Source organism: Aminobacter carboxidus (assembly GCF_014863355.1).
Classification (GTDB): domain Bacteria; phylum Pseudomonadota; class Alphaproteobacteria; order Rhizobiales; family Rhizobiaceae; genus Aminobacter; species Aminobacter carboxidus.
The window spans coordinates 19,497-44,038 of record NZ_JACZEP010000014.1; the positions used below are offsets into that span (position 1 = coordinate 19,497).

General features: G+C 63.3%; 29 protein-coding genes. 15 read left to right on the forward strand and 14 right to left on the reverse strand.

The features are described 5' to 3' along the window. Positions 1–66: 66 nt before the first annotated feature. Both IHE39_RS26405 and IHE39_RS26410 read right to left on the reverse strand, forming a co-directional pair. Entirely contained in the window at positions 67–465 is a 399-nt protein-coding gene (locus IHE39_RS26405; protein ID WP_184766857.1) for a GFA family protein, read from the reverse strand. 484 nt (positions 466–949) lie between these two features. Beyond that, the gene (locus tag IHE39_RS26410; protein ID WP_192568594.1) at positions 950–1,384 is read right to left on the reverse strand and encodes a Kazal-type serine protease inhibitor family protein; all 435 of its coding nucleotides are present in this window, start codon (positions 1,382–1,384) and stop codon (positions 950–952) included. Between the two features lie 434 nt (positions 1,385–1,818). Here IHE39_RS26410 and IHE39_RS26415 point away from each other — a divergent pair, with 434 nt between their 5' ends. From IHE39_RS26415 to IHE39_RS26430, 4 genes are all read left to right on the forward strand, one after another. Continuing rightward, positions 1,819–2,031, forward strand: a complete 213-nt coding sequence (locus tag IHE39_RS26415; RefSeq protein WP_067959476.1) for a cold-shock protein — start codon at positions 1,819–1,821, stop codon at positions 2,029–2,031. A 206-nt stretch (positions 2,032–2,237) separates the two neighbouring features. After that, positions 2,238–2,648, forward strand: a complete 411-nt coding sequence (locus IHE39_RS26420) for a hypothetical protein (RefSeq protein ID WP_184766855.1) — start codon at positions 2,238–2,240, stop codon at positions 2,646–2,648. 181 nt (positions 2,649–2,829) lie between these two features. Further along, positions 2,830–3,042: a cold-shock protein gene (locus IHE39_RS26425; RefSeq protein ID WP_018428999.1), complete on the forward strand. Its 213-nt coding sequence runs from the start codon at positions 2,830–2,832 to the stop codon at positions 3,040–3,042. 204 nt (positions 3,043–3,246) lie between these two features. After that, complete coding sequence (locus IHE39_RS26430; RefSeq protein WP_184766854.1) at positions 3,247–3,684, forward strand: BA14K family protein; 438 nt, start codon at positions 3,247–3,249, stop codon at positions 3,682–3,684. Between the two features lie 255 nt (positions 3,685–3,939). Here IHE39_RS26430 and IHE39_RS26435 read toward each other — a convergent pair whose 3' ends face one another. The 3 genes from IHE39_RS26435 to IHE39_RS26445 form a co-directional block, all read right to left on the reverse strand. Further along, the gene (locus IHE39_RS26435) at positions 3,940–4,581 is read right to left on the reverse strand and encodes an MBL fold metallo-hydrolase (RefSeq protein WP_192568595.1); all 642 of its coding nucleotides are present in this window, start codon (positions 4,579–4,581) and stop codon (positions 3,940–3,942) included. A gap of 268 nt (positions 4,582–4,849) precedes the next feature. Further along, entirely contained in the window at positions 4,850–5,140 is a 291-nt protein-coding gene (locus tag IHE39_RS26440; protein ID WP_184766852.1) for a hypothetical protein, read from the reverse strand. 151 nt (positions 5,141–5,291) lie between these two features. Further along, the gene (locus tag IHE39_RS26445) at positions 5,292–6,185 is read right to left on the reverse strand and encodes a branched-chain amino acid aminotransferase (protein WP_184766851.1); all 894 of its coding nucleotides are present in this window, start codon (positions 6,183–6,185) and stop codon (positions 5,292–5,294) included. Between the two features lie 239 nt (positions 6,186–6,424). Here IHE39_RS26445 and IHE39_RS26450 point away from each other — a divergent pair, with 239 nt between their 5' ends. From IHE39_RS26450 to IHE39_RS26465, 4 genes are all read left to right on the forward strand, one after another. Then, the gene (locus IHE39_RS26450) at positions 6,425–6,955 is read left to right on the forward strand and encodes a MarR family winged helix-turn-helix transcriptional regulator (RefSeq protein WP_067959459.1); all 531 of its coding nucleotides are present in this window, start codon (positions 6,425–6,427) and stop codon (positions 6,953–6,955) included. Beyond that, entirely contained in the window at positions 6,945–7,664 is a 720-nt protein-coding gene (locus IHE39_RS26455) for a response regulator (protein ID WP_184766850.1), read from the forward strand. Before IHE39_RS26450 ends, IHE39_RS26455 begins: the two co-directional genes overlap by 11 nt. Before the next feature lie 130 nt (positions 7,665–7,794). Then, positions 7,795–8,034, forward strand: coding sequence for a PA2433 domain-containing protein (locus IHE39_RS26460; protein WP_184766849.1), 240 nt, complete (start codon positions 7,795–7,797; stop codon positions 8,032–8,034). 423 nt (positions 8,035–8,457) lie between these two features. Beyond that, positions 8,458–9,870, forward strand: coding sequence for an ATP-binding protein (locus tag IHE39_RS26465; protein ID WP_184766848.1), 1,413 nt, complete (start codon positions 8,458–8,460; stop codon positions 9,868–9,870). Here the strand turns inward: IHE39_RS26465 and IHE39_RS26470 are convergent, their stop codons facing one another. From IHE39_RS26470 to IHE39_RS26480, 3 genes are all read right to left on the reverse strand, one after another. Beyond that, complete coding sequence (locus IHE39_RS26470; RefSeq protein WP_184766847.1) at positions 9,871–10,527, reverse strand: methionine ABC transporter permease; 657 nt, start codon at positions 10,525–10,527, stop codon at positions 9,871–9,873. It abuts the gene before it with no gap. Beyond that, positions 10,508–11,593: a methionine ABC transporter ATP-binding protein gene (locus tag IHE39_RS26475; RefSeq protein WP_192568596.1), complete on the reverse strand. Its 1,086-nt coding sequence runs from the start codon at positions 11,591–11,593 to the stop codon at positions 10,508–10,510. The genes IHE39_RS26470 and IHE39_RS26475 overlap by 20 nt, the downstream gene beginning before the upstream one ends. Before the next feature lie 76 nt (positions 11,594–11,669). Next, positions 11,670–12,518 carry a MetQ/NlpA family ABC transporter substrate-binding protein gene (locus IHE39_RS26480; protein WP_192568597.1) on the reverse strand — a complete coding sequence of 283 codons (849 nt, stop codon included), beginning with the start codon at positions 12,516–12,518 and terminating at the stop codon, positions 11,670–11,672. 301 nt (positions 12,519–12,819) lie between these two features. On the opposite strand from IHE39_RS26480, the gene IHE39_RS26485 reads away from it, so the two are divergent. Then, positions 12,820–13,824, forward strand: a complete 1,005-nt coding sequence (locus IHE39_RS26485) for a glycosyltransferase family 4 protein (RefSeq protein WP_192568598.1) — start codon at positions 12,820–12,822, stop codon at positions 13,822–13,824. A gap of 9 nt (positions 13,825–13,833) precedes the next feature. Here IHE39_RS26485 and IHE39_RS26490 read toward each other — a convergent pair whose 3' ends face one another. The 3 genes from IHE39_RS26490 to IHE39_RS26500 form a co-directional block, all read right to left on the reverse strand. Further along, positions 13,834–14,193, reverse strand: a complete 360-nt coding sequence (locus IHE39_RS26490) for a tRNA-binding protein (protein WP_192568599.1) — start codon at positions 14,191–14,193, stop codon at positions 13,834–13,836. A 9-nt stretch (positions 14,194–14,202) separates the two neighbouring features. Next, positions 14,203–14,703 carry a type III secretion system chaperone family protein gene (locus tag IHE39_RS26495; RefSeq protein WP_067959436.1) on the reverse strand — a complete coding sequence of 167 codons (501 nt, stop codon included), beginning with the start codon at positions 14,701–14,703 and terminating at the stop codon, positions 14,203–14,205. Between the two features lie 317 nt (positions 14,704–15,020). Next, on the reverse strand, positions 15,021–15,335 hold the full coding sequence (locus IHE39_RS26500; RefSeq protein ID WP_192568600.1) for an accessory factor UbiK family protein: 315 nt from the start codon (positions 15,333–15,335) through the stop codon (positions 15,021–15,023). 203 nt (positions 15,336–15,538) lie between these two features. Between IHE39_RS26500 and lgt the strand changes: the two genes are divergently transcribed. The 6 genes from lgt (at position 15,539) to IHE39_RS26530 (ending at position 21,206) form a co-directional block, all read left to right on the forward strand. Continuing rightward, on the forward strand, positions 15,539–16,393 hold the full coding sequence (gene lgt / locus IHE39_RS26505; RefSeq protein ID WP_192568601.1) for a prolipoprotein diacylglyceryl transferase: 855 nt from the start codon (positions 15,539–15,541) through the stop codon (positions 16,391–16,393). Further along, on the forward strand, positions 16,390–17,466 hold the full coding sequence (locus IHE39_RS26510) for a class I SAM-dependent methyltransferase (protein WP_192568602.1): 1,077 nt from the start codon (positions 16,390–16,392) through the stop codon (positions 17,464–17,466). The genes lgt and IHE39_RS26510 overlap by 4 nt, the downstream gene beginning before the upstream one ends. Positions 17,467–17,572: 106 nt before the next feature. Next, positions 17,573–18,364 (forward strand): peptidoglycan editing factor PgeF, encoded by a 792-nt coding sequence (gene pgeF, locus IHE39_RS26515; RefSeq protein WP_192568643.1) that lies wholly within the window; start codon positions 17,573–17,575, stop codon positions 18,362–18,364. 4 nt (positions 18,365–18,368) lie between these two features. Continuing rightward, entirely contained in the window at positions 18,369–19,520 is a 1,152-nt protein-coding gene (locus IHE39_RS26520) for a M24 family metallopeptidase (protein ID WP_192568603.1), read from the forward strand. Positions 19,521–19,563: 43 nt separating this feature from the next. After that, entirely contained in the window at positions 19,564–20,157 is a 594-nt protein-coding gene (locus IHE39_RS26525; protein WP_192568604.1) for a hypothetical protein, read from the forward strand. 113 nt (positions 20,158–20,270) lie between these two features. After that, entirely contained in the window at positions 20,271–21,206 is a 936-nt protein-coding gene (locus IHE39_RS26530) for a ribose-phosphate pyrophosphokinase (protein ID WP_115731152.1), read from the forward strand. A 77-nt stretch (positions 21,207–21,283) separates the two neighbouring features. Here the strand turns inward: IHE39_RS26530 and chrA are convergent, their stop codons facing one another. The 3 genes from chrA to IHE39_RS26545 form a co-directional block, all read right to left on the reverse strand. Continuing rightward, positions 21,284–22,612 carry a chromate efflux transporter gene (gene chrA, locus IHE39_RS26535; RefSeq protein ID WP_192568605.1) on the reverse strand — a complete coding sequence of 443 codons (1,329 nt, stop codon included), beginning with the start codon at positions 22,610–22,612 and terminating at the stop codon, positions 21,284–21,286. Between the two features lies 1 nt (position 22,613). After that, a complete protein-coding gene (locus IHE39_RS26540) occupies positions 22,614–23,417 on the reverse strand; it encodes a chromate resistance protein ChrB domain-containing protein (protein WP_434781345.1) in 804 nt (267 codons plus the stop codon). A gap of 119 nt (positions 23,418–23,536) precedes the next feature. After that, a complete protein-coding gene (locus IHE39_RS26545) occupies positions 23,537–24,301 on the reverse strand; it encodes a sulfite exporter TauE/SafE family protein (protein ID WP_184766835.1) in 765 nt (254 codons plus the stop codon). Positions 24,302–24,542: the final 241 nt, after the last annotated feature.

The window sequence follows — 24,542 nt, forward strand, 5'->3', positions numbered from 1 at the left end:
AGCGGGATCCATGGCCGAACAGGACGGCTATGGCAACAAAGCGGCCGTTGGCCTTGAGCCATACCGCTACGAACCGGCGGGATGCCCCGTCGATTGCTTTGCATCGTCGCAGATCTCGTACCATGAGGGCTTTTCATCGACGAACTCATGGAGGCTGTTCCTGACCTCCACATCGCTGTCGAGGGCATTGGCCGCGATCGGAAAGCTGTCCATATCGGACAGGATCTCGCCCAGCGACGTGCCGCAAATCCTGCAGAAGCATCGTTCATATTTGTAGGGTGCCTTGGGCTTGAACAGCTGGACATGCTCCTGTCCCTCGGCCCACCTCAGGTCTTCCTTCCTGACAAACACGATGGCGCTCGCGCCGACTTTGCGGCACCTCGAGCAATGACAGGTGCCCATCATCGACGGCTGGCGCAGCAGCTCGAATTTGACTGCCCCGCAGCAACAACTTCCATTGATCATCAGGTAGTCCCCTTGCCAAGAATGCAAATCTAAAAAAGAACAATACGTGAACACTTAGAAACACACAACGCTCCTAATCTCGGCGTTTACATACGATGGCAGCAGCATTTTCGCGGTCGCCATGCCTGTGGTGTTGCTATTCACCCTTAGACGGCTGCTGACCGCCCGCGCATCGGTCAATCGCGACAAGCTCGGCGGCCTTGTTGCCGTTGGCGCGGGCTCTGTTTTGGCGAGCGGAGGCGGCGGCGGCATATAGACCGTGGATGGATCCACGCGTTTTCGCCGAGCGCGAGACGCGCCACCGGCCCTCGGCGGATTGTCATCGGAACGTCCGCACCCACCGTGTCGACGGCGTCATGCTGAGGCACCGCCATGTCGGCGACGATTGCCGGATTCGCGAGGTGAGAAGCTTGTCGGTCCGCAAATGAGCTTGCCTGACGACACCTCCCGGCATTGGCTGCCGGGAGGTGCCGGTCGGATCTGCTCAGCAGGGACCCTGGTCGTCGACGACACGGTAGCCGGCGGAATCGGCTTCGCAGGCGTTCGGGAAGGTCCGGAGCGCGCCGCCGCGGCGGCCGCAGACAGGGCGATACTCCCTGGTGCAGAACTGCTCTTCGCGGCCACCACCGCCACCGCCGCCCCAGCCATCGTCGCCACCGCCACGGCACTCGCCGCCACGGATGATGCGGTAGCCCGCAGCTTCAGCCATGCAGGAGTTGCCGAAGGTCTGACGATCGCCGCCACGCCGCGCGCAGACCGGGTCATATTCGCGCGTGCAGAACTGCGGACCCGGATCCGGGCGCGGTGGACGCGGGCCGGGCCCGGGGCCGTCCTCGACCACAACGCAGGAGGCCAGCATCAGCGACAGCAACGAGGCCACTGTTGCTTTTCGTGCAAAGGTCTTTGCCGAAAAAACCATGGAAATAGCTCCCTCTCGTTCCCGCCCGTGCGGGAATTGTTCCAGCCCCTGCCCCGATCCTCGCGATTCTGTCAACGAATGCAATCGTCAACCGCGCATCTTGACCCGACAGGCGCGGCAATCTGGCCAATGGCGCTTTTAGAAATGTCGTATATTTATGCGACGCTGCGAAGTGCCTTCGGCTTGCCCCCCACATCTTGCAACCTACGCGTTTCCATGCAATATCAGTCTCAGTTCGGGCGTTTGCTGACCCGGAGACTGGAACGTTTTGTACGACCCTTTCCCCGATAACTGTGAATCTCTGACGACCCCGTGACTCGGCGGGGGGTTTAATCATGCGCAAATGCATGACCGCCAAGCAAAACCACCGACGTGCCGCCGACGCCAGGCGGTCGGCATGTCCAGACCACTGAACGGGTGAAGGAGTTCTCCCAATGACCCAGACCGGTACCGTAAAGTTCTTCAACGCAACCAAAGGCTTCGGCTTCATCACGCCGGATGGCGGCGCGAAGGACGTTTTCGTCCACATCTCCGCTATCGAGGCTTCGGGCCTGCGCACGCTCGTCGACGGCCAGAAGGTCAGCTTCGACGTCGAGCCAGACCGTATGGGCAAGGGTCCTAAGGCTGTGAACCTCCGCGCCGGCTAAGCCGCGCAAGGTTTTATGCTTTGAAGAGGGGCGCGGTGGATCACCACCGCGCCCTTCTTCTTTGGTGGATGGCTCCGCCACTATCTCTCGCCAAATCAACGGGATAGCTGCACGATGCCATCCGGCTGCGCTCTGGCGAGCCGAAAAGAACCATGGCATAGTCGGCGCCGGGAGCGAGAAAAGCTTCCATGCAGAGGAGGCAGACCATGAAGTTGCTGAAGTCTCTGGGCGCAATCCTGCTGGCAGCAGGGCTTGGATATGGCGGCCCGGCAACGGCCATGCCGGCAGGCAATGCGCCACAGGCCGAAGGCGGGCTGGTGATCCAGGTCCGCGGTTGCCACGGCGATCCGCAGCGCCACCACGTTCCGCAGTTCGGCCGCACTGAATGGCATGCCCACCGCCGGCCCGACTGCCGACCAATCCGGGTCCGCCCGCCGGTGCAGGTGCGCGACTGCCATCGCGAGGTGCGCCGCCACTTCCTGCCACGCTACGGCAACGTGCCCCACCGCCATGTCGGCCCCAATTGCCGCGTGCGCGTTTTCAGCAGGTTCGATCCGCATCGTCCGCGGCCGCCGTCCTGCATCCAGATCGGCCCGATCCGCTACTGCGAATACTAAGCCGGAAACGCTTTGCCGACGGCCACTTAAGCCTGGCGCTTGCCGGGCTTAAGTGGCCGTTTCCGGCCCTGCCTGCGCGCAAAACTTTCGCTTGCCGATGATCCAAAAATGAACGACAAATTTCCACTTCGGGCATTTGCCGGCCCGAAGACTTGAAATAATGGGATCAGAGGAGTTTCCCATGCCGCAGACCGGCACCGTCAAGTTCTTCAATCATGCCAAGGGCTTCGGCTTCATCACGCCGGACGACGGAGCGAAGGACGTCTTCGTTCACATCTCGGCCGTGCAGGCGTCGGGGCTTCCCGGTCTTGAGGATGGGCAGAAGGTTTCTTTCGACACCGAGCCGGACAAGCGCGGCAAGGGTCCCAAGGCCGTCAATCTGACCGTCGGCTGAGAGCCTTCGAAGCGGCCGGAGTTTTCCACTTCGGCCTTGCAACTGCTGTATTCGCCGCAACGCATATTGGCGTTTTTCGGTGGTGGTTGTTTGACCCTTTGCGTCTGAAAATCCGTTCAGCTTGCGTTCAGGCTCGCCCCCCTAGACATATTGTCGACGCTAACTTCTGGCCTTGATACGGGCCGGACGGCGAAGGAGACCGACATGAACCGCCTATTCAAAACCATCGTCCTTTCGGCAGCCGTTGCCGCCACCACGCTGACCGCCCTGCCGGCGGCCGAGGCCGGCGAGCGCTGGCGCCGCCACAACCGCCACGACAACACCGGCGCGATCGTCGCTGCCGGCGCGCTCGGCCTGATCGCCGGCGCCGTAATCGCTGGCAGCAACCGCCCGCAGCCGGTCTATGACGACTATTACGACTACGAGCCGCAGCCGCGCCGTGTCTATCGTCAGGAATACCGCCAGGATTACTACCGCCCCGCCCCGGTGCAGCGCCGCGTGGTCTATCGCGAAAGCTATGGCATGGAGCCGTGGACACCCGAATGGTACAGTTACTGCTCGGACCGCTACCGCAGCTTCAAGCCGCGCACCGGCACCTTTACTGGCTATGACGGCCTGGAGCACTTCTGCACCGCCAATTAGAGCGCCGTGCGTCCGGATGGACGCACAAAGGGCGCTCTAATTCGCTGAATCTGCGCATCACGCTTTCCGCAAATCGATTCCGATTTCGGGCCTATGCGTTGAACGCAGCCACAGGCTCAAGCTGAAGCTGCCTTCCCTGCCCGGCCGCACCGGCAAAGCCTGAAGCAACGACAAAAACGGCGCCACCCCCTGCGGTTGGCGCCGTTTTTCATGACAAGGTGGCCTGCTTGGCGGTCACCTCTGATCGATGGCAAATCAGACCAGATAGGGATTGCTGCGGCGCTCGTCGCCGAAACGGCTGCCCGGGCCATGGCCACAGATGAAGCCGATGTCGTCGCCGAGCGGCAGAAGCTTTTCCTTGATCGAGCGGATCAGCGTTGCATGGTCGCCACCATAGAGGTCGGTGCGGCCGACGGAACCCTGGAACAGCACGTCGCCGACATGGGCGAACTTCGCCTCGCGGTTGTAAAAAACGACATGGCCCGGCGCATGGCCGGGGCAATGCAGCACCTCAAAGACATGCGGGCCGAACGACACCGTCTCGCCCTCGGTGAGGAACCTGTCCGGCACGCAATTACGCACGGACCCATCCATGCCGAACTTCTGCGCCTGGGTCACCAGATTGTCGAGCAGCGGCTTGTCGGCCTCATGCGGGCCAATGATGTCGACGCCGAGCGCATCCTTGAGTTCCATGGCACCACCTGCATGGTCGATATGGCCATGCGTCAGCCAGATCGCCGTGACCTTGATGACGTTTTGCTTGAGTACCGACATGATGGTTTCGACATCGCCGCCGGGATCAACCACGACGCCGGTCTTTTCGTCGGTATCGAAGAGGATCGTGCAGTTCTGCTGGAAGGGTGTAACCGGCACGATCCCGGCATTGAGCTGTCCCATGGCGGGTCCTTTCCTTGGAGCGCCGTGCGTCCGAATGGACGCACAAAGGACGCTGCAACTCTGTGAATCTGCGCATCGTGCTTTTCAAAAATCGACGCCGATTTCGGGCCGATGCGTTGAGTTGGCCTCGACATAAGGACTGATCAGCGCTTCGTCCATGCACAATCTGGTGGGCCGGCCAGTGGGGTGGGTCTGGTGGCTCGCCTCATCCCTAAAATGAAATGGGCGGCCGCAGCCGCCCAATCCGAATTCCAATCTGAAGCGAGGATTATTTCTTCATGGCACCCATGATCGCGCCAACGATGGCCGTCACGATGGCGCCGCCGCCAGCACCACCAACCACGTCGCCGAGAATGCCGCTGAGCGCACCCGCCGTTGCTGGATCAGCCGCACCGCCGAGAAGGCTGCCGAGGATCTGTCCGCCAGCGATACCGCCGACGCCACCGGCGATCAGCTTCGTCACCTGCCCCATCGCCGCCGTCTTGATCGCCGCGCCGACGGCCTGTCCACCGATAACGCCGGTCACAATTTGTATGATGATAGGAAGAAGCGATTCCATAACAATTCCCTCCAAATTGCATGCCGGCCCTCAGTATGCCGACAACAACATCAGACCTCGAAATCGGGGAATGTCAAATTGGACGCAGAACAAGCAAAAAGGGCGGTTCGAAAACCGCCCTTCCGCAACATCAATATATTGATTCTACTCGTTATTCTGCAGCAATCGCGTGCTTGGGCTGAACCGCCGCAGAATAGTCGTTCATCAGCGTCTTGGCGATTTCGCCGACCTCGAATCGGTACTGCCCGATCTCGGAAACCGGCGTCACTTCAGCCGCCGTGCCGGTCAGGAAGCACTGCTCGAAGCCTGCCAGTTCCTCGGGCATGATCACCCGCTCGATGACCTCGAGCCCGCGATCCTTGGCAAGGCCGATGACCGTGCGGCGGGTGATGCCGTCAAGGAAGCAGTCGGCCTTCGGCGTGTGCACCTTGCCGTCCTTGACGAAGAAGATGTTGGCGCCGGTGGCTTCTGCGACCTGGCCGCGCCAGTCGAGCATCATCGCATCGGCATAGCCCTTGGCCTCGGCTGCATGCTTGGACAGCGTGCAGATCATGTAGAGGCCGGCGGCCTTGGACTTCGACGGTGCTGTGCGCGGGTCGGGGCGGCGCCATTCGGCGATGTCGAGGCGAATGCCCTTCAGCTTCTGCGCCGGGTCGAAATAGCTCGGCCACTGCCAGATGGCGACGGCGACATTGATGCGGTTCTTGTGGGCGGCGACACCCATTTCCTCACTGCCGCGCCAGGCGATCGGGCGCACATAGGCGTCCTTGAAGCCCTGCTTCTTGAGCAACTCGCGGCAAGCGTCGTCGATCACCTCGACCGAATAGGGAATGGTGAAGCCGAGGAGCCGGGCCGATTCATGCAGGCGCTCGGTGTGCTCGGTCAGTTTGAAGATCTCGCCGCCATAAGCGCGCTCGCCCTCGAACACCGCGCTTGCATAGTGCAGACCATGGGTTAGTACGTGAATCTTGGCGTCGGCCCACTGGACGAACTCGCCGTTCATCCAGATGAATCCATCGAGCTGGTCGAAAGGAACGGATGCCATGGTAAACCTTCCCGCAGGCGGGAGCCTGCCTATCGTTTCGTATCGTTCTTGATGGCCCCAAAAGGGCCGGATGGATAAAGCGTAGGCGGGTCAGAATACCAAAGCAAACTCACGATGTTTCGGAAAAAACCACCGTACCTTGCCTTTTCGTTCGCAATCCGCCGAAAAGCTTGGCAAAAATTACCATCGCACCTAATTTATGTCAACAGTGCTGACATAAATTGACGGACAGGAATTCCATGGCACAACGCAGCGGCGCAACCGCCCAACCGATCCGCACCGCCGTGACGGCAGACGAAGGCATCGACTTCTCAATCATCGAGCTGATGTATTTCGCCTATCGCGACTTCACTTCGGACCCGGACCAGATCCTCGCCGAATATGGTTTTGGCCGCGCCCATCACCGCGTGCTGCACTTCGTCAACCGCCTGCCCGGGCTGACCGTCGCCGAACTGCTCGATGTGCTCAAGATCACCAAGCAGAGCCTGGCGCGCGTGCTCAAGCAGCTCATCGACGCCGGCTACATCGTTCAGGTCCAGGGACCGCGCGACCGGCGCCAGCGCGAGCTCTACCCGACCCCCAAGGGCCGGACATTGACACTGGCGCTGGCGCGGCCACAGTCACGCCGTATCCATGCGGCACTGGAGGGCGCGGGAGAGACCGAACGCGCCTGGATCGAAAGATTCCTGAAGGCGATGGTCAATCCCGAATTAAGGGCGCAGATTGATCATCTGCCCGGAAACACGCCGGGGAAAGACCATGGAGAATAACGACAAGACGGCCAATCCGGCCACACTGGGCGACGATGCTCCGCATCTGCTGGTCGTCGACGACGACACGCGCATCCGCAACTTGCTCAAGCAGTATCTGACCGAGAACGGCTTTCGCGTTACAGTCGCCGGCAATGCCGACGAAGCCAGGCGCAAGCTCGCCGGGCTCGACTTCGACCTTCTCATCCTCGATGTGATGATGCCGGGCGAAAGCGGCATTGAGCTGACCAAGTCGCTGCGCGACCAAAAGGACGTGCCGATCCTGATGCTGACGGCGCTGTCGGAAACCGACAGCCGCATCACCGGCCTTGAAGCCGGCGCCGACGACTATCTGCCAAAGCCGTTCGACCCGCGCGAACTGATCCTCAGGATCAACAACATCCTGCGCCGCGGCGGCCCGGCGACGACGCCGAAGCTCGAGCAGCTGGTGTTCGGCCCCTATACTTTCCAGATCGCGCGGCGCGAACTCAAGCGTGGCGGCGAAGCCCTCAAGCTTACCGACCGCGAACAGGAAATCCTTGCCATCTTCGCCGCGCGAGCCGGTGAGACCATCCCGCGCCACGAGCTGGTGACGGGTGATTCCGAGGTCGGCGAACGCACCATCGACGTTCAGATCAACCGCCTGCGGCGCAAGATCGAACGCGATCCAGCCAATCCCGTCTGGCTGCAGACTGTGCGCGGCATCGGCTATCGGCTCAGCGTGGAGTAGAGGCCTTTAGCCTGAACGCCTTTCCCTGGCCCTGCTGCAGGGCCGGTTGTTGAAGCCGGCTGCTCCGATGTAAGATGGCGCGCCGGCGACAGCACTGCCGCATTCCGCGGGCCGGCGTGGGAGAACGGCCATGTTACGCGCAATCACGCTTGCATTTGCCCTGTCTGTCTTTCCAGCCACCGCTTTCGCTCATTCCTGCCCGAGCATCATGGCGGCGATCGACGCCGCCATGCCCACTTCCACACTGGCGGAAGCGGACATGACGAAGGTCAAGGAACTGCGCGCCAAGGGCGAAGAGCTGCACGCCTCAGGCGATCACATGGGATCGGAAGCAGCTCTCAACGAAGCCAAGAAGATCCTCGGCATCTGAACGCGTAGTGGGCTGGATTAGCCCACTACCTTGGTCATCAGCGTTCATCCGGCAGCGTCGCTGCGGTCGGCTTTGGCATGCCATTGGCAAGCTGGAGCCCTCTGCCACGGCTGCCTGGGCTTGCGCCACCACCAATCCTGCAAAGGCCAACGCCTGCAGTGCTGCGCTCGTGCGCAGGAACGCCCTTGTGATCACCCTGACACAGTGTCGGCACAGTTTCCCGTCAATCCTCCCCAGGCTGGTGGATGCCTTGCCAGGTTTGGATTCTCAACGAAAAAGCCCTATGTTTTCAGCACTGGGCGCGACGGAGTTTGACAACGTAAGCTGTTGAACTTCAAAGACAGTTTCAGAACGATCTGGCGTGGGCTAGGATCGAGGCGAGCAGCCGGCGCGCATCACCGCTGGCAGCGAACGGAAGGGCGGATGGCAACCACCGACATGGAACGGCCCGGCGGAGGCGGCTTTGGCACACGCAGCTGGCGTGCGCTGACGGCCGTACCGCGCAGCTGGAACCGCTTCTGGCGCCGCGTTGCGCTCTACATGCCGAAGCGGCTCTACGCCCGCTCGCTGCTCATCGTCATCACGCCGATGATCCTGCTGCAGTCGGTCGTCGCCTTCGTCTTCATGGAGCGGCACTGGCAGACGGTTACGGTCAGGCTTTCCCAAGCGGTGACGCGCGACATCGCCGGCATCATCGACCTGCTCGACACCTTTCCGCAGCCTGACAGTTATGCCCAGATCATCCGCATCGCCCAGGAGCGCATGTCGCTGAAGATCGACCTTTTGCCGGCCGAACCCCTGCCGCCGCCTGGTCCAAAACCGTTTTTCTCGATCCTCGACCAGGCGCTTTCGAGCGAAATCCGCAAGCAGATCAACAAGCCGTTCTGGCTCGACACCGTCGGCAACTCCAACATCGTCGAGGTGCGCGTCCAGCTCGACGACAAGGTGCTGCGTGTCTTCGTCCGCCGCAGCCAGGCCTATGCCTCGAACACCCACATTTTCCTGTTGTGGATGGTCGGCACCTCGCTGGTGCTGCTGACGATCGCCATTCCGTTCCTGCGCAACCAGATCCGCCCGATCCTGCAGCTGACCGAAGCCGCCGAAAGCTTCGGCAAGGGCCGGCCGATGCCGCCCAACTTCCGGCCGCGCGGCGCCGAGGAAGTGCGGCGCGCCGGCTTCGCCTTCATCCAGATGCGCGAACGCATTGAACGCCAGATCGACCAGCGCACGGCGATGCTGACCGGCGTCAGCCATGACCTGCGCACCATCTTGACCCGCTTCAAGCTGCAGCTCGCGCTGTCGGGCAGCAAGGTCGACACCGAGGCGCTGAGCCAGGATGTCGACGACATGCAGTCCATGCTCGAGGCCTATCTCGCCTTTGCCCGCGGCGAAGCGACGGAGGACCCCGGCCGCTTCGACCTCACCAGCTATCTCGACAAAATCGGCGAGGAAGCCCGGCTGCGCAAGCGCAAGCTCAAGGTCACACTTGTCGGCGAGCCGGAGGTACATGTGCGCCCGAACGCCTTTGCCCGACTGCTGCAGAACGTCGTTGGCAACGCTTTCCGCTACGCCAAGGAGGTCGAGGTCAAGGCCGTCCACGATCGCGGCATGCTGGTGGTGATGGTCGACGACAACGGCCCCGGCATTCCTGAGGAAAAGCGCGAAGAGGTGTTCAAGCCATTCTTCCGGCTCGACGAGGCACGCAATCTCGATTCGACCGGCACCGGCCTCGGCCTGGCTGTCGCCCGCGACATCGCCCGCAGCCATGGCGGCGACATCAAGTTGAGCGACAGCCCGCTGGGCGGCCTGCGCGCGATGATCCGCGTACCGGCCTGATCAGGCGCGGCGGTCGAGCCGCGTCACCAGCCTGTCGCCGATCCACTGGATGCCGCAGACGAGCACGATCAGCACTGCCACCACAGCAACCATGACAGCCGTCTCGAAACGCTGGTAACCGTAGCGTATGGCGAGGTCGCCGAGCCCGCCCGCGCCGATGGCACCCGCCATCGCCGAGGCGCCGACAAGCGTCACCAGCGTGACGGTGAAGCCGGCAACGATGCCCGACAGCGCTTCTGGCACCAGCACCTCGCGGATGATCGCCCAGCGGCCGCCACCCATGGCACGCACCGCCTCGATCAGCCCACGGTCGACCTCGCGCAGCGACACTTCGGCGATACGCGCATAATAGGGCGTGGCGGCAATCGCCAGCGGCACGATCGCCGCCCAGGTGCCAATGGAGGTGCCGACGATCAGCCGCGTCAGCGGGATCAGCGCCACCAGTAGGATGATGAACGGCACCGAGCGGAAGCCGTTGACCACGGCACCGAGGATACGGTTGATCCAGCGCTGCTCGGCGATGCCGCCGCGGTCGGTGACAACGAGCGCGAGGCCTAGCGGCAGGCCGAAGACGAGCGAGATCGCGCCCGATGCCGCCGTCATCAGCACTGTCTCCCAAAGCGAGCGCAGCAGCAGCTCAAGCATTATCTGTGACATAACCAAGCACCTCGACCCGGGCATTGCGGGCATTCAGGAATTCGACGGCTTCAGCGACGCCGCCGGACGCGGTCGCAACACCGAGGAACAGCGTGCCGACCGGCTCACCCTGGATGTTATCGATACCGCCGTGGATCAGGCGGAAACGGCTTGAAATCGACGTCGCCAGTTCCGACAACAGCGGACGGCGCGCCGCCGCGCCCGCTATATCGACGCGCAGGATCGCCTCGCGCCCGGTCCTTGCCAGGCGGGCGGCGATCGCCTGCGGCAGCTGCGGCCGGATGCCGGCGAGCAAGCTGCGCGTGACCTCGGTGCGCGGATCAGCGAAGGTCGACCACACCGGCCCCTCCTCGACGATGCGCCCGGCGTCGATGACGGCGACACGGTCGGCAATACTGCGGATCACCTCCATTTCATGGGTGATCAAAAGGATGGTCAGGCCGAGCTTTTGGTTGATATCCTTCAGCAGCGCGAGGATCGAGCGGGTCGTCTCAGGATCGAGCGCCGAGGTCGCCTCGTCCGAGAGCAGCACCGCTGGCCCGGCAGCGAGCGCGCGAGCGATGCCGACGCGCTGCTTCTGCCCGCCCGACAGAGACGCCGGATAGGCCTTGGCCTTGTCGGCAAGGCCGACCAGATCGAGCAGTTCGGCGGCGCGCCTGAGCCGCTCGGACTTGGGCCGGCCCTCGATCTTGAGCGGCAAGGCGACGTTTTCCTCGACTGTCTTAGCCGACAGCAGGTTGAAGTGCTGGAAGATCATGCCGATACGCCGGCGCAAAGGCTGCAGCTCGCGCTCGCCGAGGCCGGTGATTTCACGGCCTTCGACGAAGATTTGGCCGCTGTCGGGCCGCTCCAGCCCGTTCAGGCAGCGGATCAGCGTCGACTTGCCGGCGCCGCTGCGGCCGATGATGCCAAGCACCTCGCCCTTGCGCACGGTCAGCGAAACGCCATCGACTGCCGGCGTCTGGCCGAACCGCCGCTTGAGGTCGACGATACGCACGACCGTCTCCGACAGCGCGGCATCGAAAGGCGGTGACACCCCTTCGATGGGTGCAAAATGCTGGGTCATGAAATCCCCTCGGTAATGCCGAAGGCGGCCCGCCACCAAATGGCAGGCCGCCCCGGTTTGTTAGACGTCGTCTGGCTCAGTAGGCGGCGACGCCGGTGCCCTTGTAGACGCGGTCGAACTCGGCCTTGACGGTCTCGTTCTGATATGCGGCGACAAGCTTCTTGACCCAGCCCTCGTTCTCGCTGCCGGTCTTGACGGCGATGAAGTTGCGATAGGGATTGTCAGTGACCGGCTCCTGGGCGATGCGGTTGTCGGCGCTCAACCCGCTCTTCAGGGCCCAGTCGGTGTTGACCACCGCTGCATCGAGGTCCTCGACCGAACGGCCGACGATGCCGGCGTCGAGTTCCTTGATCTCGAACTTCTTGGGGTTTTCGACGACGTCGGCAACCGTCGCCAGAATGCCGGTGCCGTCCTTGAGCTTGATCAGGCCGGCGTCGGCGAGCACGCGCAGCGCACGGCCTTCGTTGGACGGATCGTTGGGCACGCCGATGACGGCAGCCTCGGGAAGCGCCTCGATCTTGGTGTGCTTCTTGGAATAGAGGCCGATCGGCCACAGGCCGGTATAGCCGACCGGCGTGATGTGATAGCCCTGCGTCTTGATCTGGTTGTCGAGATAGGGCTGGTGCTGGAAGGCGTTGGCGTCGATCTCGCCGCGCTCGAGCGCCTCGTTGGGCTGGGTGTAGTCGTTGAACACGACGGTCTCGACCTCGAGGCCCTGCTTGGCGGCCTCGGCCTTCACCACGCGCCAAACGTCCTCGTCCTCGCCGGAGATGATGCCAACCTTGATCGCGGTCTTGTCGGCGGCCAGCGCATGGTGCGGAACGGTGAAGCTGATGACGGTGACGACAGAGGCGAGCAGCGCGGCAAATGCCGTGCGCCGGCTGATCGTGTTGCGGTTGGAAAGCGACTTGGTGATGTCGGTCATTTCGAATTCTCGCTGAGAGCCGTTGGGAGGATGGCTCGCCCCGCCAATCGCGAAGCTTGGCCATATCCTCCGCAAATGCCCTTCTCTCGGCAAAGGATCGGATTTCACTCAAGGCTCACGCGCAGGAAAATCGTCTTAAAGAAAATGCCCGTTCGGGCAGAACCGACCTCGCCCTTCGCAGCTGCGAGAAGAGTGGGCCGTCATCGGCACGTCATGCAATGCTGCTCAAAGGCCGACGCAACGAATGGAGGACCGCTGATTCCCGGCAGGCCTGGGACGCGGACAACGGGGAAGACGGCCCTTGCGCATCCTGATGGTCACCGACGCCTGGCGTCCGCAGATCAACGGCGTCGTCCACACGCTCGAACGTCTCGCCGAAACCTTGACGCGGTTCGACGCCGAAGCCGACTTCCTGACGCCGAACATCTTCCGCACACTGCCGATGCCGACCTATCCGGATATCCGGCTGGCGCTGACGACGCCCGGCAACGTCGCCCGCATCATCGAGGAGCGGCGGCCCGACCACATCCATCTCGTCACCGAAGGACCGCTCGGCATGATGGCGCGGCGCTATTGCCTCGCTCGCAAGCGCCCCTTCACCACCAGCTACCACACGCGCTTTCCCGAATATGTCAGCGCCCGCCTGCCGCTGCCGGAGAGTTGGACCTATGGGCTGCTGCGCAATTTCCACAATTCCGGCCAGGGCTGCATGGTCGCTACGCAGTCGCTCGCCGACGATCTGGCGGCGCGCGGCTTCGACAAGCTCAGGCCATGGACGCGTGGCGTCGACATCAACCACTTCCACCCCGACAAGAAGGCCGAGATGGACCTGCCGCGGCCGATCTTTTTGTGCGTCGGCCGCATCGCGGTGGAAAAGAACCTGCCGGCCTTCCTCGACCTCGACCTGCCCGGCACCAAGGTGCTGGTCGGCGACGGGCCGGAGCTCGAAAGGCTGAAGGCAAAGTACCCGGACGCCCATTTCCTCGGGCGCCGGCCTAGCGACGAACTGGCTGATATCTATGCCTCGTCAGACGTCTTCGTCTTCCCCAGCCGCACCGACACCTTCGGCAATGTCATCATCGAGGCACTGGCCAGCGGCACACCGGTCGCAGCCTACCCGGTGACGGGACCGATCGACATCGTCGGTGACGGCATCGGTGGTGTGGTTTCAAATGATCTACGCGAGGCAGCGCTGGGCGCGCTCAAGATCGATCGCGCCGAGGCACGCGAGCGCGCCATGCGCTACACTTGGAGCGCGTGTGCGGAGATGTTCCTGGACAATGTGAAAGCGGCCTACACGGCGTAGACGGTCGTCCTAGAACAGGCGGCCGCCGTCCGGAACCTTGCGTTCGATGGCGCCAAGCACGACGTCGCCGTCCTCATCAGGAAAGCCGAGCGTCAGCACTTCCGACATGAACGGGCCGATCTGGCGCGGCGGGAAATTGACGACGGCAAACACTTGCCGTCCCAATGGCGTCTCGGGCGTGTAGTATTTGGTGACCTGCGCCGACGACTTCTTGATGCCGATCGCCGCACCGAAATCGATCTTCAGCTTGAACGCCGGCTTGCGCGCTTCGGGAAACGGCTCGACCTCGACGATCGTACCGGTGCGGATATCGACCTTGTCGAAATCCGCAAAGGTGATCTCGGGCTTGCGCTCGTTCTGCGAACTCATGCGGCAGGCTCAGGCGTTGCCGTGCGTTTCGAAGAGCACGCTCGCCAGCGCATCCTTGGCCGAGGTGCCCGACCAGACGACGAACTGAAACGCCTGAAAATAACATTCGCAGGCTTCGAGCGCCGACGACAGCAAGACTTCGACCTGCTGGCTGGTCGGCTCGACGCCACCGGCCAGAAGCAGCGACTGGCGGAACATGATCGCGCCTTCGGTTTCCCAAAGGTCGAAATGCCCGAACAGCATCTGCTCGTTGATCAGCGACAGCAGCCTGAGGATTTCAAGCGTACGGCTTTCCGGCACCTTGACGTCGAAGGCACATGCCAGGTGCAGCGCTTCGAAGTCTTCCATCCAGGAAAACGAAACCTGGTATTCGGTCCAGTTGCCGACGACCGAAATCGAGATTTCGTCGTCGCCGGCACGCTCGAACGCCCAGTCGTTGTTATGAGCCACCTGCTCGATGACATCCACCGGATGGATTTCGCGGGAGAACTCGAGTTCGAGAAGTTCCATAAATGCTTCCTGTCGTTCCGGGCGCGTCATCGCGCTCCGCGCGGGGGACACACACGACGAACTTTATTCTTGAACTCGGACGACCAGCGCTGCCGGACTCAATACCCCCCAGCCGGACCGCACCATCCGCTGCACGATCACGTTTCGAATCGTGCAGTAAATTCAGTGTATTGATCAGGAGTCGCGTGAACAGCCCAATTTTTCGCAACGTCCCATTCGGATGTGGAAACAGGCTGCGGCGCAGATTCATCAAGCGCCGGTAAGCGATTCACGACAAAGCACTTTTTCGGATGGCGCTTTGTGGAAAAGTTAACGAATTATTTCTTTGTACGAGGCTTGGCCGGAGCCGCCGGTGAGGCCTTGTCGGCGTCTTCACCGCCCAATGCCGCAAGCTTCGACTCGAGCGCCTCGATGCGGGCGACCAGCGCCTTGTTTTCGGCGCGTGCCTTGATCGCCATGTCGCGCACCGCTTCGAACTCCTCGCGCTGTACCAACTCGAGCGAATTCATCGCCCGTTCGGCCTGCGAGCGGAACGCGGTTTCGACCTCGCGCCGGACGCCCTGGGCGGCACCTGCGGCATCGGTCATCAGCTTGGCGAACTCATCCAGAATGCGGTTCGGTCCGGTCGTCATGGCAAACCCTCGCGTTGTCCATTCGACGTAGTGGCGCAAGGCGACGAATGCAAGGATATCGTAGCCCTGGCGAGGTGCCAAATGCTGCGGCAAAGATGCCGCTCTGCACGCAATGACTTCTCGGTTACCTCAGGATTGCCCGCCTTGACCGTGCCAAAAGCCTGCCGCATGGTCCGCCGCGATTGCATGCCCTGGAGACTGATTTGAGCGAATACCTTGCCCTGCCGCTGGCAGCCCTGCCCTTTCCGAACATCGATCCTGTGATCGTACAGCTCGGGCCGCTGGCCATCCACTGGTATGGCCTGGGCTACATCGTTGGCATCCTGTTCGCCTGGTGGTACGGCAAGCGGCTGGTGACCAACGCCCGCCTGTGGCCGAACGGCAACCTGCCGATGAAGCCCGAGGCGCTCGACGACTTCCTCGTCTGGGCCGCTGTCGGCGTCGTGCTTGGCGGCCGCGTCGGCTACATCCTGTTTTACGACCTCGCCCGCTACATCTCCAATCCGCTCGACATCTTCGCTGTCTGGCAAGGCGGCATGTCGTTTCATGGCGGCCTGCTCGGTGTCACGATCGCCATGGCGCTGTTCGCCCGCAAGCACGGCATCCTGGTCTGGTCGCTGATCGATGTGGTCGCGGCCGGCGTTCCGGTTGGCCTTGGCCTCGTGCGTGTCGCCAACTTCATCAATTCCGAGCTTTGGGGGCGGATGACCGACGTGCCATGGGCGGTCGAATTCCCTACCGGCGGCCCGTTCCTGCGCCACCCGAGCCAGCTCTATGAAGCGCTGCTTGAAGGCCTGGTCCTGTTCCTCGTATTGCGCTTGCTCACCCACTCGCGCCTCAAGCTGAAGACGCCACGCTTCGTCGCCGGCGCCTTCGTCTGCGGCTATGGCCTGTCGCGCATCTTCGTCGAGTTCTTCCGCGAACCCGACCAGCAGATCGGCTACATCCTCGGCGGCTGGCTGACCATGGGCATGGTGCTGTCGGTACCGATGGTGCTGATCGGCGTCTGGGCGATGCTGTCGGCCAAGCCTGTGAGCCAGGCCGCAAGGCCGGCATGACCGCGCTCAAGACGCGCATCGCAAGCCTGATCGTCGCATCGGGGCCGATAAGCGTTGCTGAATACATGGCGTTGTGCCTGTTCGACCCGGCTGACGGCTACTACACGACGCGCGAGCCATTCGGGGCGGAAGGTGACTTCACCACCGCGCCCGAGATCAGCCAGATGTTCGGCGAGCTTGTCGCCGTCTGGCTCTACGCCGCCTGGCAGGCGGCCGGGCGCCCGGCGAATGCAACGCTGGCTGAGATAGGCCCCGGGCGCGGCACGTTGATGAAGGACATGCTGCGATCGCTGCACAAGCTCGAGCCGGCATTCGCCAACACGGCCATGATCGAGACCAGCCCGCGCCTGCGCGAAATCCAGCAGCGGACGCTGGCAAACAGCGACGCGCCGATCGGCTGGCACGACACTGTCTCGACCTTGCCTGACGCCCCGCTATTCATCGTCGGCAATGAGCTGTTCGACGCCATTCCGACACGCCAATTCATCAAGATCGGCGCTGCATGGCACGAACGCGCTGTCGGCGTCGGTGAAGCTGGCGAGCTTGCCTTCGTTGCCGGCCCGGCGACCCTTGACGCGGCAGTGCTGCCACCCGACGCCGCAACCGCGTCCGACGGGTCGATCTTCGAATTCGCACCGGCCCGGACAGCCACCATGGAAGCCGTCGCCGAGCGCATCGCGGCGTCGGGCGGCGCAGGCCTGTTTTTCGACTACGGCCATCTCAAGCCAGGCATCGGCGACACGTTGCAAGCATTGCGCAAGCACCGGCATGACGACGTGCTCGCCCATCCGGGCGAGGCCGATCTCACCTCGCATGTCGATTTCTCGGCTCTGGCGCTTGCTGGCCGCGCGCACGGGCTTGACGCGCATCTGGCGACGCAAGGCGAGTTCCTGCTCGCCATGGGCCTGCTCGAACGTGCCGGCAAACTCGGCGCCGGTGCCGACGCCATGGGGCGTGAAAAGATCAGCAGCGACGTCGAACGCCTCGCCGGTCCGGACGCCATGGGAAGCTTGTTCAAGGTGCTTGCCGTTGCGCCGCGTGGCACAAAACTTCCTTTCCCCGCCGTCAGTTGACAGTGAGCTTGCGCCTGCCCCACTGTCCGCGCTCGAAACGGCGAGGCGACCGGTGGCGGCTGGCCCCAGCCTTGACGAAATCGCTGACGAGGAAGACAAGGCGGCAATGCTGAACGACTCGAAACCGGATCCGATCCGGTCCAACTTGCTCGCCAGCGCGGAAGCCAACGGCATCCGCCACGGTTACTTCACCCGCACCGGCGGGGTCTCCGAAGGCATCTACGAAGGTCTCAATATCGGCGTCGGCTCCGACGACGACCAGACCCACGTCGCCGAGAATCGCCGCCGCGTCGCAAGTTGGATGGGCGTGCCGGCCGACCATCTGCTCAGCCTGTATCAGGTCCATTCGCCTGATGTCGTTGTCGCCACCGGTCCGTTCGCCGACGGTCGCCCCAAGGCCGACGCGCTGGTGACCGACAGGCCAGGCATCGCGCTGGGCGCCTCGTCGGCCGATTGCGGCCCCGTGCTGTTTGCCGACCCCGAGGCGCGCATCATCGGCGCCGCCCATGCCGGCTGGAAGGGTGCCTTCACGGGCGTGCTCGAAAACACCATCACCGCCATGGAAGGCCTCGGCGCGCGGCGCGAGTGCATCCTGGCCGTGCTCGGCCCGTCGATCAGTGCCGCCAACTACGAGGTCGGCCCGGAATTCGTCGCCCGTTTCAGCGAGGCGGATGCGGACAATGCACGTTACTTCGCCCCGTCGGCCAATGCCGGCCACCACATGTTCGACCTCAACCTCTATACGGTCGACCGGCTGCGCCGCGCTGGCGTCGTGGCCGAGGCGCTGAACCGCTGCACCTACGCGGAAGAGGACCTGTTTTATTCCTATCGGCGCACCACGCACCGCAAGGAAGCTGACTACGGGCGGCAGATTTCGGCAATTGCACTGGAGGACTGACAGCATGGCGCTGCATTTCGAACGAACCGAATTCGATGCCCGGCGCGACCGGCTGATGATCGAGATGGCCGAGAAGAAGCTCGACGCGGTTGTCCTGTTCGCGCAGGAGAGCATGTACTGGCTGACCGGCTACGACACGTTCGGCTTCTGCTTCTTCCAGTCGCTGGTGGTCATGGCCGACGGCTCGATGACGCTGCTGACGCGTTCGGCCGACCTACGCCAGGCACGCCACACCTCGATCATCGAAAACATTGTCTTGTGGACCGACCGCGATAACGCCAATCCGACGCTCGACCTGCGCAACCTGCTCAATGACCTTGGCCTGCTCGGCGCCCGCATCGGCGTCGAATACGACACCCATGGCCTGACCGCCTTCAACGGCCGCCGCCTCGATGAGCAATTGCAGACCTTCGGCCAGATCGTTGACGCCTCAGGTATCGTTGGCCGCCTGCGCCTGTTCAAGAGCCCGGCCGAGATCGAGAAGGCCGAAAAGGCCGCAAGCCTCGCCGACGACGCGCTCGATGCGGCGCTGCCGCTGATCAAGCAAGGCGGCGACGAGGCCAAGATACTGGCCGCCATGCAGGGCGCGATCTTCGAAGGTGGCGGGGACTATCCAGCCAACGAGTTCATCATCGGCTCCGGCACTGATGCGCTTTTGTGCCGCTACAAGTCCGGCCGCCGCAAGCTCAACAAGAACGACCAGCTGACGCTCGAATGGGCCGGCGTGTTCAATCACTACCATGCGCCGATGATGCGTACGGCACTGACCGGCAAGGTCTCGCGGCGCCACCAGGAGCTTTACGATGCCTCGCTGGCGGCACTTGTCGCCGTCGAAAAGGCGATGACGCCCGGCAACACCTTCGGCGACGTCTTCGACGCGCATGCCCGCACGCTCGAGGCGCATGACCTGACCAAGCACCGGCTCAATGCCTGCGGTTACTCGGTCGGCGCGCGCTTCACGCCGTCGTGGATGGACATGCCGATGTTCTACCAGGGCAATCCCGAGCCGATCGCGCCCAACATGACCTTGTTTGCCCACATGATCATCATGGATTCGGAAACCGAGACCGCGATGACGTTGGGTCGTACCTATCTGACCACCGATTCCGCCCCCAAGCCGCTTTCCCGCCATGATCTCGACTTGATCGTACGATGATTGCGCAGAGCGCTGAGGGGCGTTTGCCATGGAGTTCGGGCAAATGAGACGTTGGATTTTTGCGGCAGCCTGCCTGTCCGCTTCTGCTGCCCTGTCCGCTTGCAACAGCGCCAAGGATGTCCTCGAACCGTCGGCGGTGGCACCTACCGAGCAATCGGCAGCGCTTGCCAAGACCGAAGGCACCGACGTCGCCGCACCGGCGGTGACAGGCGCCGCATCTGCCGCTGCAACGGCCGTTCCGGCACAGACGGCCGCCATCATGACCAAGGCGCGCGTGCAATTCGCCCCGATCGTCGGTGCAACCGTCGAGGCAGCGACGCCGCTGACCCAGCGGCTCGGCGCCCGCGCCCGCGAACGCGGCATCACGCTTGCCGGCAGCACCGATACCACGCCGCCCGGCATCATCATGCGCGGCTACTTCTCGGCGATGACCGAAGGCAAGGACACGACTGTCGTTTATGTCTGGGACGTCTACGACCCGGCAGGCACGAGGCTGCACCGCATCAACGGCCAGCAGACGGCGGCTTCGGCCGGCAGCGGCGACGGCTGGCCGGCGGTCGCGCCCGCGACCATGCAGGCAATAGCCGACAGCACCATCGATCAATTGGCCCAGTGGCTGGCCGCAAAACCCGGTTAGACCGCGACATTCCCGCCCACGATGTCGCTTTTTTGGGATTCAGCGGCGAGTCCGCTTGCAATAGCGGCAAGGACCGCTAAAAGCCCGCTCATAATCTCTACCAGGATCGGTACATGAAACTCTTCGCGGGCAATTCCAATCGGGTGCTAGCAGAGGCGGTCGCTCGCTATCTCAACATCCCCCTGGGCAAGGCCAGCGTCAGACGCTTCGCTGACCAGGAAATCTTCGTCGAGATCCAGGAGAACGTGCGCGGCGAGGACGTCTTCATCCTCCAGTCGACCGCCTACCCGACCAACGATCACCTGATGGAACTGCTCATCATGATCGACGCCTTCATGCGTTCGTCGGCTCGGCGCATCACGGCGGTCATTCCTTACTTCGGTTACGCCCGGCAGGATCGCCGCGCTTCCGGCCGCACGCCGATCTCGGCCAAGCTCGTCGCCAACATGATCGCGCGCGCCGGCGCCAACCGCGTCCTGACGCTCGACCTGCATGCCGGCCAGATCCAGGGCTTCTTCGACATCCCGACCGACAATCTGTTCTCGGTTCCGGTCATGGCTCGCGACGTCAAGGCCAAGTACAAGCAACTCAACAACGTCATGGTGGTTTCGCCTGACGTCGGCGGCGTGGTGCGCGCCCGTGCGCTGGCCAAGCGCATCGACGCCCAACTCGCCATCGTCGACAAGCGCCGCGAACGCCCCGGTGAATCCGAGGTGATGAACGTCATCGGCGAAGTCCACGGCAAGGACTGCCTGCTGATCGACGACATCGTCGATTCCGGCGGCACGCTGTGCAACGCAGCCGACGCATTGCTCGCCAAGGGCGCCACCTCAGTCACTGCCTACATCACCCACGGCGTGCTTTCGGGCGGAGCTGCTGCCCGTATCGCCGGTTCGCAGCTGCAGGAACTTGTCATCACCGACTCGATCCAGCCGACGCAGGCGGTGATGGACGCGCACAACATCCGCGTCGTCTCGATCGGCGACCTGATCGGCGAGGCGATCTCGCGCACGGCAACCGAAGAATCGGTGTCGAGCCTGTTCGACTGAGCCTCCTGCCCCCAGCAGACCATTTCAAAGCCCCGCCCGGTCATCCGAGGCGGGGCTTTTCGTTGCGCCTATGCCGTTCAGGACAGCTGCCACGCCATGCCGGCAAGCGCCGAGACGGCGAGGACTGCGATCATGTGGGCGTGGAAGCGGATCAGCGCCACGCCGGCGGCGACGGCGATGGTTGCCGCAAGCCAGTCAAAACTGCCGAAATCGAGTACCGGCAGCGCGAACGGCCCCCAATTGACCTCCCCGACATTGCCGAACAGCACATGCAGCGCAAACCACACTGCGAGGTTGGCGATGATGCCGACGACGGCGGCGGTGACGGCGGACAAGGCGCTGGCCAGCCAACGCACATTGCGGAGGGTCTCGACATAGGGCGCGCCGACGAAAATCCACAGGAAGCACGGCACGAAGGTGAACCACAGCGTGACTGCGGCTCCGGCGACACCGCCAGTGAGCGGGGCCAAGGCCGAAAGCCTGGCACCGCCAAGGAAGCCGACGAAGACCAGCACCAGGATCAGCGGCCCCGGCGTCGTCTCGGCAAGGCCGAGGCCGGTCAGCATTTCGTCCGGCTTGAGCCAGCCATGCACCTCGACCGCCTGCTGGGCGACATAGGCCAACACCGCATAGGCGCCGCCGAAGGTCACTGCCGCCATCTTGGAGAAGAACGTCGCTTCGGCGGTGAAGACGTGACCGGGTCCAAGCAACTGCCACAAGGCGATCAGCGGCACGAACCAGATCGCCAGCCAGACGGCGAGTGTGGAGAAGAACCGCCGGGCACTCGGCTTCGTCCATTCCGGCATGGCATAGGCGATTTCCGGCTCGACTTTCGACGATGCCTTGCTCGTGGTGACCCCGAGCACATGCATCAGCGCGCCTGACGTCGCCGCAGCCGCGATGATCAGCGGGAACGGCAGCTTGAGAAAGGCGATGGCGACGAAGGCTGCGATGGCAAGAATGACCATACTGCCGTTCTTCAGCGCCCGCTTCGACACCTTGATCAGCGCCTCAAGCACGACGGCCAGCACCGCCGCCTTGAGCCCGAACAGCAGCCCCTGCACCAAAGTGACATGGCCGACGGTCAGATAGATCGCCGAAAGTGCTGATATGACCAATGCGCCGGGCAAGACGAACAGCAGCCCGGCGACCAGCCCGCCCCTGACGCCGTGCATCAGCCAACCGGAGTAGGTCGCCAGCTGCATCGCCTCAGGCCCAGGCAGCAGCATGCAGTAGTTGAGCGCATGCAGGAAACGCGGCTCGTCGAGCCAGCGTTTCTCGTCGACGAGGATCTTGTGCATCAGCGCGATCTGTCCGGCCGGTCCGCCGAACGACAAAAGCCCGATCTTGGCGAAGGTCCGCGTCGCCTCCCCGAATGAGGGAGCCTTGAAAGGCGTCGTGTCCATGTCAGATCGCCTTTGCCGGCCAGTTGTGGGTTTCCGACCTGGCGTAGCGGCACCAACCATACAACGCGTCGTAGATCGCCATACCCTTTTCCAGCTGCGCGAGGTCATCGTCCTCGATCGCCGACAGGCCCAGAGATATAGCAAGCAGACCGGCTGCTTGCGGCTCCAGGTCGAGCTGGGCCGTGTCGGCACCGCGCACGATGCGGGCAAGATGCAGCAGCGCAGGATCGCTCAGCCCGAACTCCGAAATCAGCGTGTCGAAAGTGCATTCATCGCCGCGATGCGAATAGTGCACGTCCTTGATATCATAGGGTATGGCGCCGATCTCGTCAGCGACGTCCTTGACCCATTCGGCCGAGACGAAATGGAAGACCGCTAGCGGATCGATGAAACGCCGGATCAGCCAGGGACAGGCGATGCGGTCGATCTTGGGTCGCGACCGTGTCACCCAAACGCTTGATACCGGCAAGCCTGGTTCAAGTCCCGGCGCCTTGCGGGCAACGACCAGCCCGCCGGCGGCAATCCACGCATCGATGCCACCTTCGAGCATCGAGACGTTTGCCCCCTCGGTAGCCAGAAGCGCTGCGGCGATCTCGCTGACATTGTGGCCGTGGGCGCAGTAGACGACGAGCTGGCGGGCGGCGGGCAATTGCCGCAGCCATTCGGCCGACTTCATGTGATCGCGCCACACAGCACCTGCAATGCGCGTCGGCGCCGCCGCGAAGGCTGCCGCCCTGCGAACATCGACGATCAGCGGGCACCTGTCGGTACCGAGAAGCGGGATCAGTTGTTGGGGTGTGATCATCCTGGGCATGGTTTTCCTCCGCATACCAAGCGAAGGCGGAACTTGGGCCACCGGGCCTCACGGGGAGTCCACCATGCCCCCGGTATGTGAATTCTATTTGAAAGCGGCCGCCGGTTCAATCACCTGAGCACGCCATCGAGCGCCGGCAGGCCGATGATCGCCGCCGTCGCGATCAGCGCGTAGCAGATGCGCCGAAAGGTCGCCTCGTTGGCGCGGCTGAACAGGTGTGAGCCGATGTACAGGCCGATCGCGAAGGTCGGCCCTATGGTCAGCGACAGCCCCACCGTCTCCCAGGTCAGCAATCCGGCGACGAGGTAGCTCGAAATCGACAGCACGCTCGATATGGCGAAATAGAGCACGATGTTGGCCCGTACCGTCAGCGGCGGGATCGCCCCGCCGAGCCAGTAGGCGACGACGGGCGGCCCGCCGACCTGGGCGGCACCCGAAAACAGCCCCGAGGTCACGCCTACAGCGGCTGTCAGGCTGGCATGCGGGCGGCCATGGTAGCGCCAGCCCGACATCAGCAGCGCAAGCAACCCAACGACAATGGCAACGATCGCCCAGCGGATCACCACGCCGTCGACATGGGTGAGCAGGTAGGTGCCCGTGGGCACGCCGACGGCGGCCCCGAGCGCCATTACGCCGACATTGGCGCGGTCGGCACCGCGCCACGCATTGGGAATGAGCCCCGGCGTCAGGACCAGGTCGACGATCAAAAGCAGCGGCACCGCAAGCTTGGCGCCGATCAGCGAGCTTGCCACCGGCACGAAGATCAACGCCCCACCGAAGCCCGAGAAGCCGCGCGCGCAGCCGGCAATGAATGCGGCCACGACAAGCACCACGATGGTGGCGGTCGGCAGATGGAGCGGGAGAAGATCTTGCATGGGTAAGTCGGCAGGTCCTGGCTGTTTCAGCCCGGCGTGATACAGGCATAGCGGCACATATGCGAGCAGCCACGGCGCCGCCAACGGGGGACCAGCCCCAAAGACCCCGGCGGTTGCACTTTTTGCCACCTTCGGATATAGAGCCGCCACCCGCGTAGACACCCTTGGAGGCAACGCGGCGGAAGGCCGCCTCACCCGGCGGCTTTCGACGTTTACGGATCAGGCTTCATGCCCGCCGTAG

What these genes read in the sequence shown, in the direction of transcription:
- IHE39_RS26405 (WP_184766857.1), bottom strand. Translation starts at nt 465, where the DNA reads ATGATCAATGGAAGTTGTTGCTGCGGGGCAGTCAAATTCGAGCTGCTG.
- IHE39_RS26410 (WP_192568594.1), bottom strand. Translation starts at nt 1,384, where the DNA reads ATGGTTTTTTCGGCAAAGACCTTTGCACGAAAAGCAACAGTGGCCTCG.
- IHE39_RS26415 (WP_067959476.1), top strand. Translation starts at nt 1,819, where the DNA reads ATGACCCAGACCGGTACCGTAAAGTTCTTCAACGCAACCAAAGGCTTC.
- IHE39_RS26420 (WP_184766855.1), top strand. Translation starts at nt 2,238, where the DNA reads ATGAAGTTGCTGAAGTCTCTGGGCGCAATCCTGCTGGCAGCAGGGCTT.
- IHE39_RS26425 (WP_018428999.1), top strand. Translation starts at nt 2,830, where the DNA reads ATGCCGCAGACCGGCACCGTCAAGTTCTTCAATCATGCCAAGGGCTTC.
- IHE39_RS26430 (WP_184766854.1), top strand. Translation starts at nt 3,247, where the DNA reads ATGAACCGCCTATTCAAAACCATCGTCCTTTCGGCAGCCGTTGCCGCC.
- IHE39_RS26435 (WP_192568595.1), bottom strand. Translation starts at nt 4,581, where the DNA reads ATGGGACAGCTCAATGCCGGGATCGTGCCGGTTACACCCTTCCAGCAG.
- IHE39_RS26440 (WP_184766852.1), bottom strand. Translation starts at nt 5,140, where the DNA reads ATGGAATCGCTTCTTCCTATCATCATACAAATTGTGACCGGCGTTATC.
- IHE39_RS26445 (WP_184766851.1), bottom strand. Translation starts at nt 6,185, where the DNA reads ATGGCATCCGTTCCTTTCGACCAGCTCGATGGATTCATCTGGATGAAC.
- IHE39_RS26450 (WP_067959459.1), top strand. Translation starts at nt 6,425, where the DNA reads ATGGCACAACGCAGCGGCGCAACCGCCCAACCGATCCGCACCGCCGTG.
- IHE39_RS26455 (WP_184766850.1), top strand. Translation starts at nt 6,945, where the DNA reads ATGGAGAATAACGACAAGACGGCCAATCCGGCCACACTGGGCGACGAT.
- IHE39_RS26460 (WP_184766849.1), top strand. Translation starts at nt 7,795, where the DNA reads ATGTTACGCGCAATCACGCTTGCATTTGCCCTGTCTGTCTTTCCAGCC.
- IHE39_RS26465 (WP_184766848.1), top strand. Translation starts at nt 8,458, where the DNA reads ATGGCAACCACCGACATGGAACGGCCCGGCGGAGGCGGCTTTGGCACA.
- IHE39_RS26470 (WP_184766847.1), bottom strand. Translation starts at nt 10,527, where the DNA reads ATGTCACAGATAATGCTTGAGCTGCTGCTGCGCTCGCTTTGGGAGACA.
- IHE39_RS26475 (WP_192568596.1), bottom strand. Translation starts at nt 11,593, where the DNA reads ATGACCCAGCATTTTGCACCCATCGAAGGGGTGTCACCGCCTTTCGAT.
- IHE39_RS26480 (WP_192568597.1), bottom strand. Translation starts at nt 12,518, where the DNA reads ATGACCGACATCACCAAGTCGCTTTCCAACCGCAACACGATCAGCCGG.
- IHE39_RS26490 (WP_192568599.1), bottom strand. Translation starts at nt 14,193, where the DNA reads ATGAGTTCGCAGAACGAGCGCAAGCCCGAGATCACCTTTGCGGATTTC.
- IHE39_RS26495 (WP_067959436.1), bottom strand. Translation starts at nt 14,703, where the DNA reads ATGGAACTTCTCGAACTCGAGTTCTCCCGCGAAATCCATCCGGTGGAT.
- IHE39_RS26500 (WP_192568600.1), bottom strand. Translation starts at nt 15,335, where the DNA reads ATGACGACCGGACCGAACCGCATTCTGGATGAGTTCGCCAAGCTGATG.
- IHE39_RS26510 (WP_192568602.1), top strand. Translation starts at nt 16,390, where the DNA reads ATGACCGCGCTCAAGACGCGCATCGCAAGCCTGATCGTCGCATCGGGG.
- pgeF (WP_192568643.1), top strand. Translation starts at nt 17,573, where the DNA reads ATGCTGAACGACTCGAAACCGGATCCGATCCGGTCCAACTTGCTCGCC.
- IHE39_RS26520 (WP_192568603.1), top strand. Translation starts at nt 18,369, where the DNA reads ATGGCGCTGCATTTCGAACGAACCGAATTCGATGCCCGGCGCGACCGG.
- IHE39_RS26525 (WP_192568604.1), top strand. Translation starts at nt 19,564, where the DNA reads ATGAGACGTTGGATTTTTGCGGCAGCCTGCCTGTCCGCTTCTGCTGCC.
- IHE39_RS26530 (WP_115731152.1), top strand. Translation starts at nt 20,271, where the DNA reads ATGAAACTCTTCGCGGGCAATTCCAATCGGGTGCTAGCAGAGGCGGTC.
- chrA (WP_192568605.1), bottom strand. Translation starts at nt 22,612, where the DNA reads ATGGACACGACGCCTTTCAAGGCTCCCTCATTCGGGGAGGCGACGCGG.
- IHE39_RS26540 (WP_434781345.1), bottom strand. Translation starts at nt 23,417, where the DNA reads ATGATCACACCCCAACAACTGATCCCGCTTCTCGGTACCGACAGGTGC.
- IHE39_RS26545 (WP_184766835.1), bottom strand. Translation starts at nt 24,301, where the DNA reads ATGCAAGATCTTCTCCCGCTCCATCTGCCGACCGCCACCATCGTGGTG.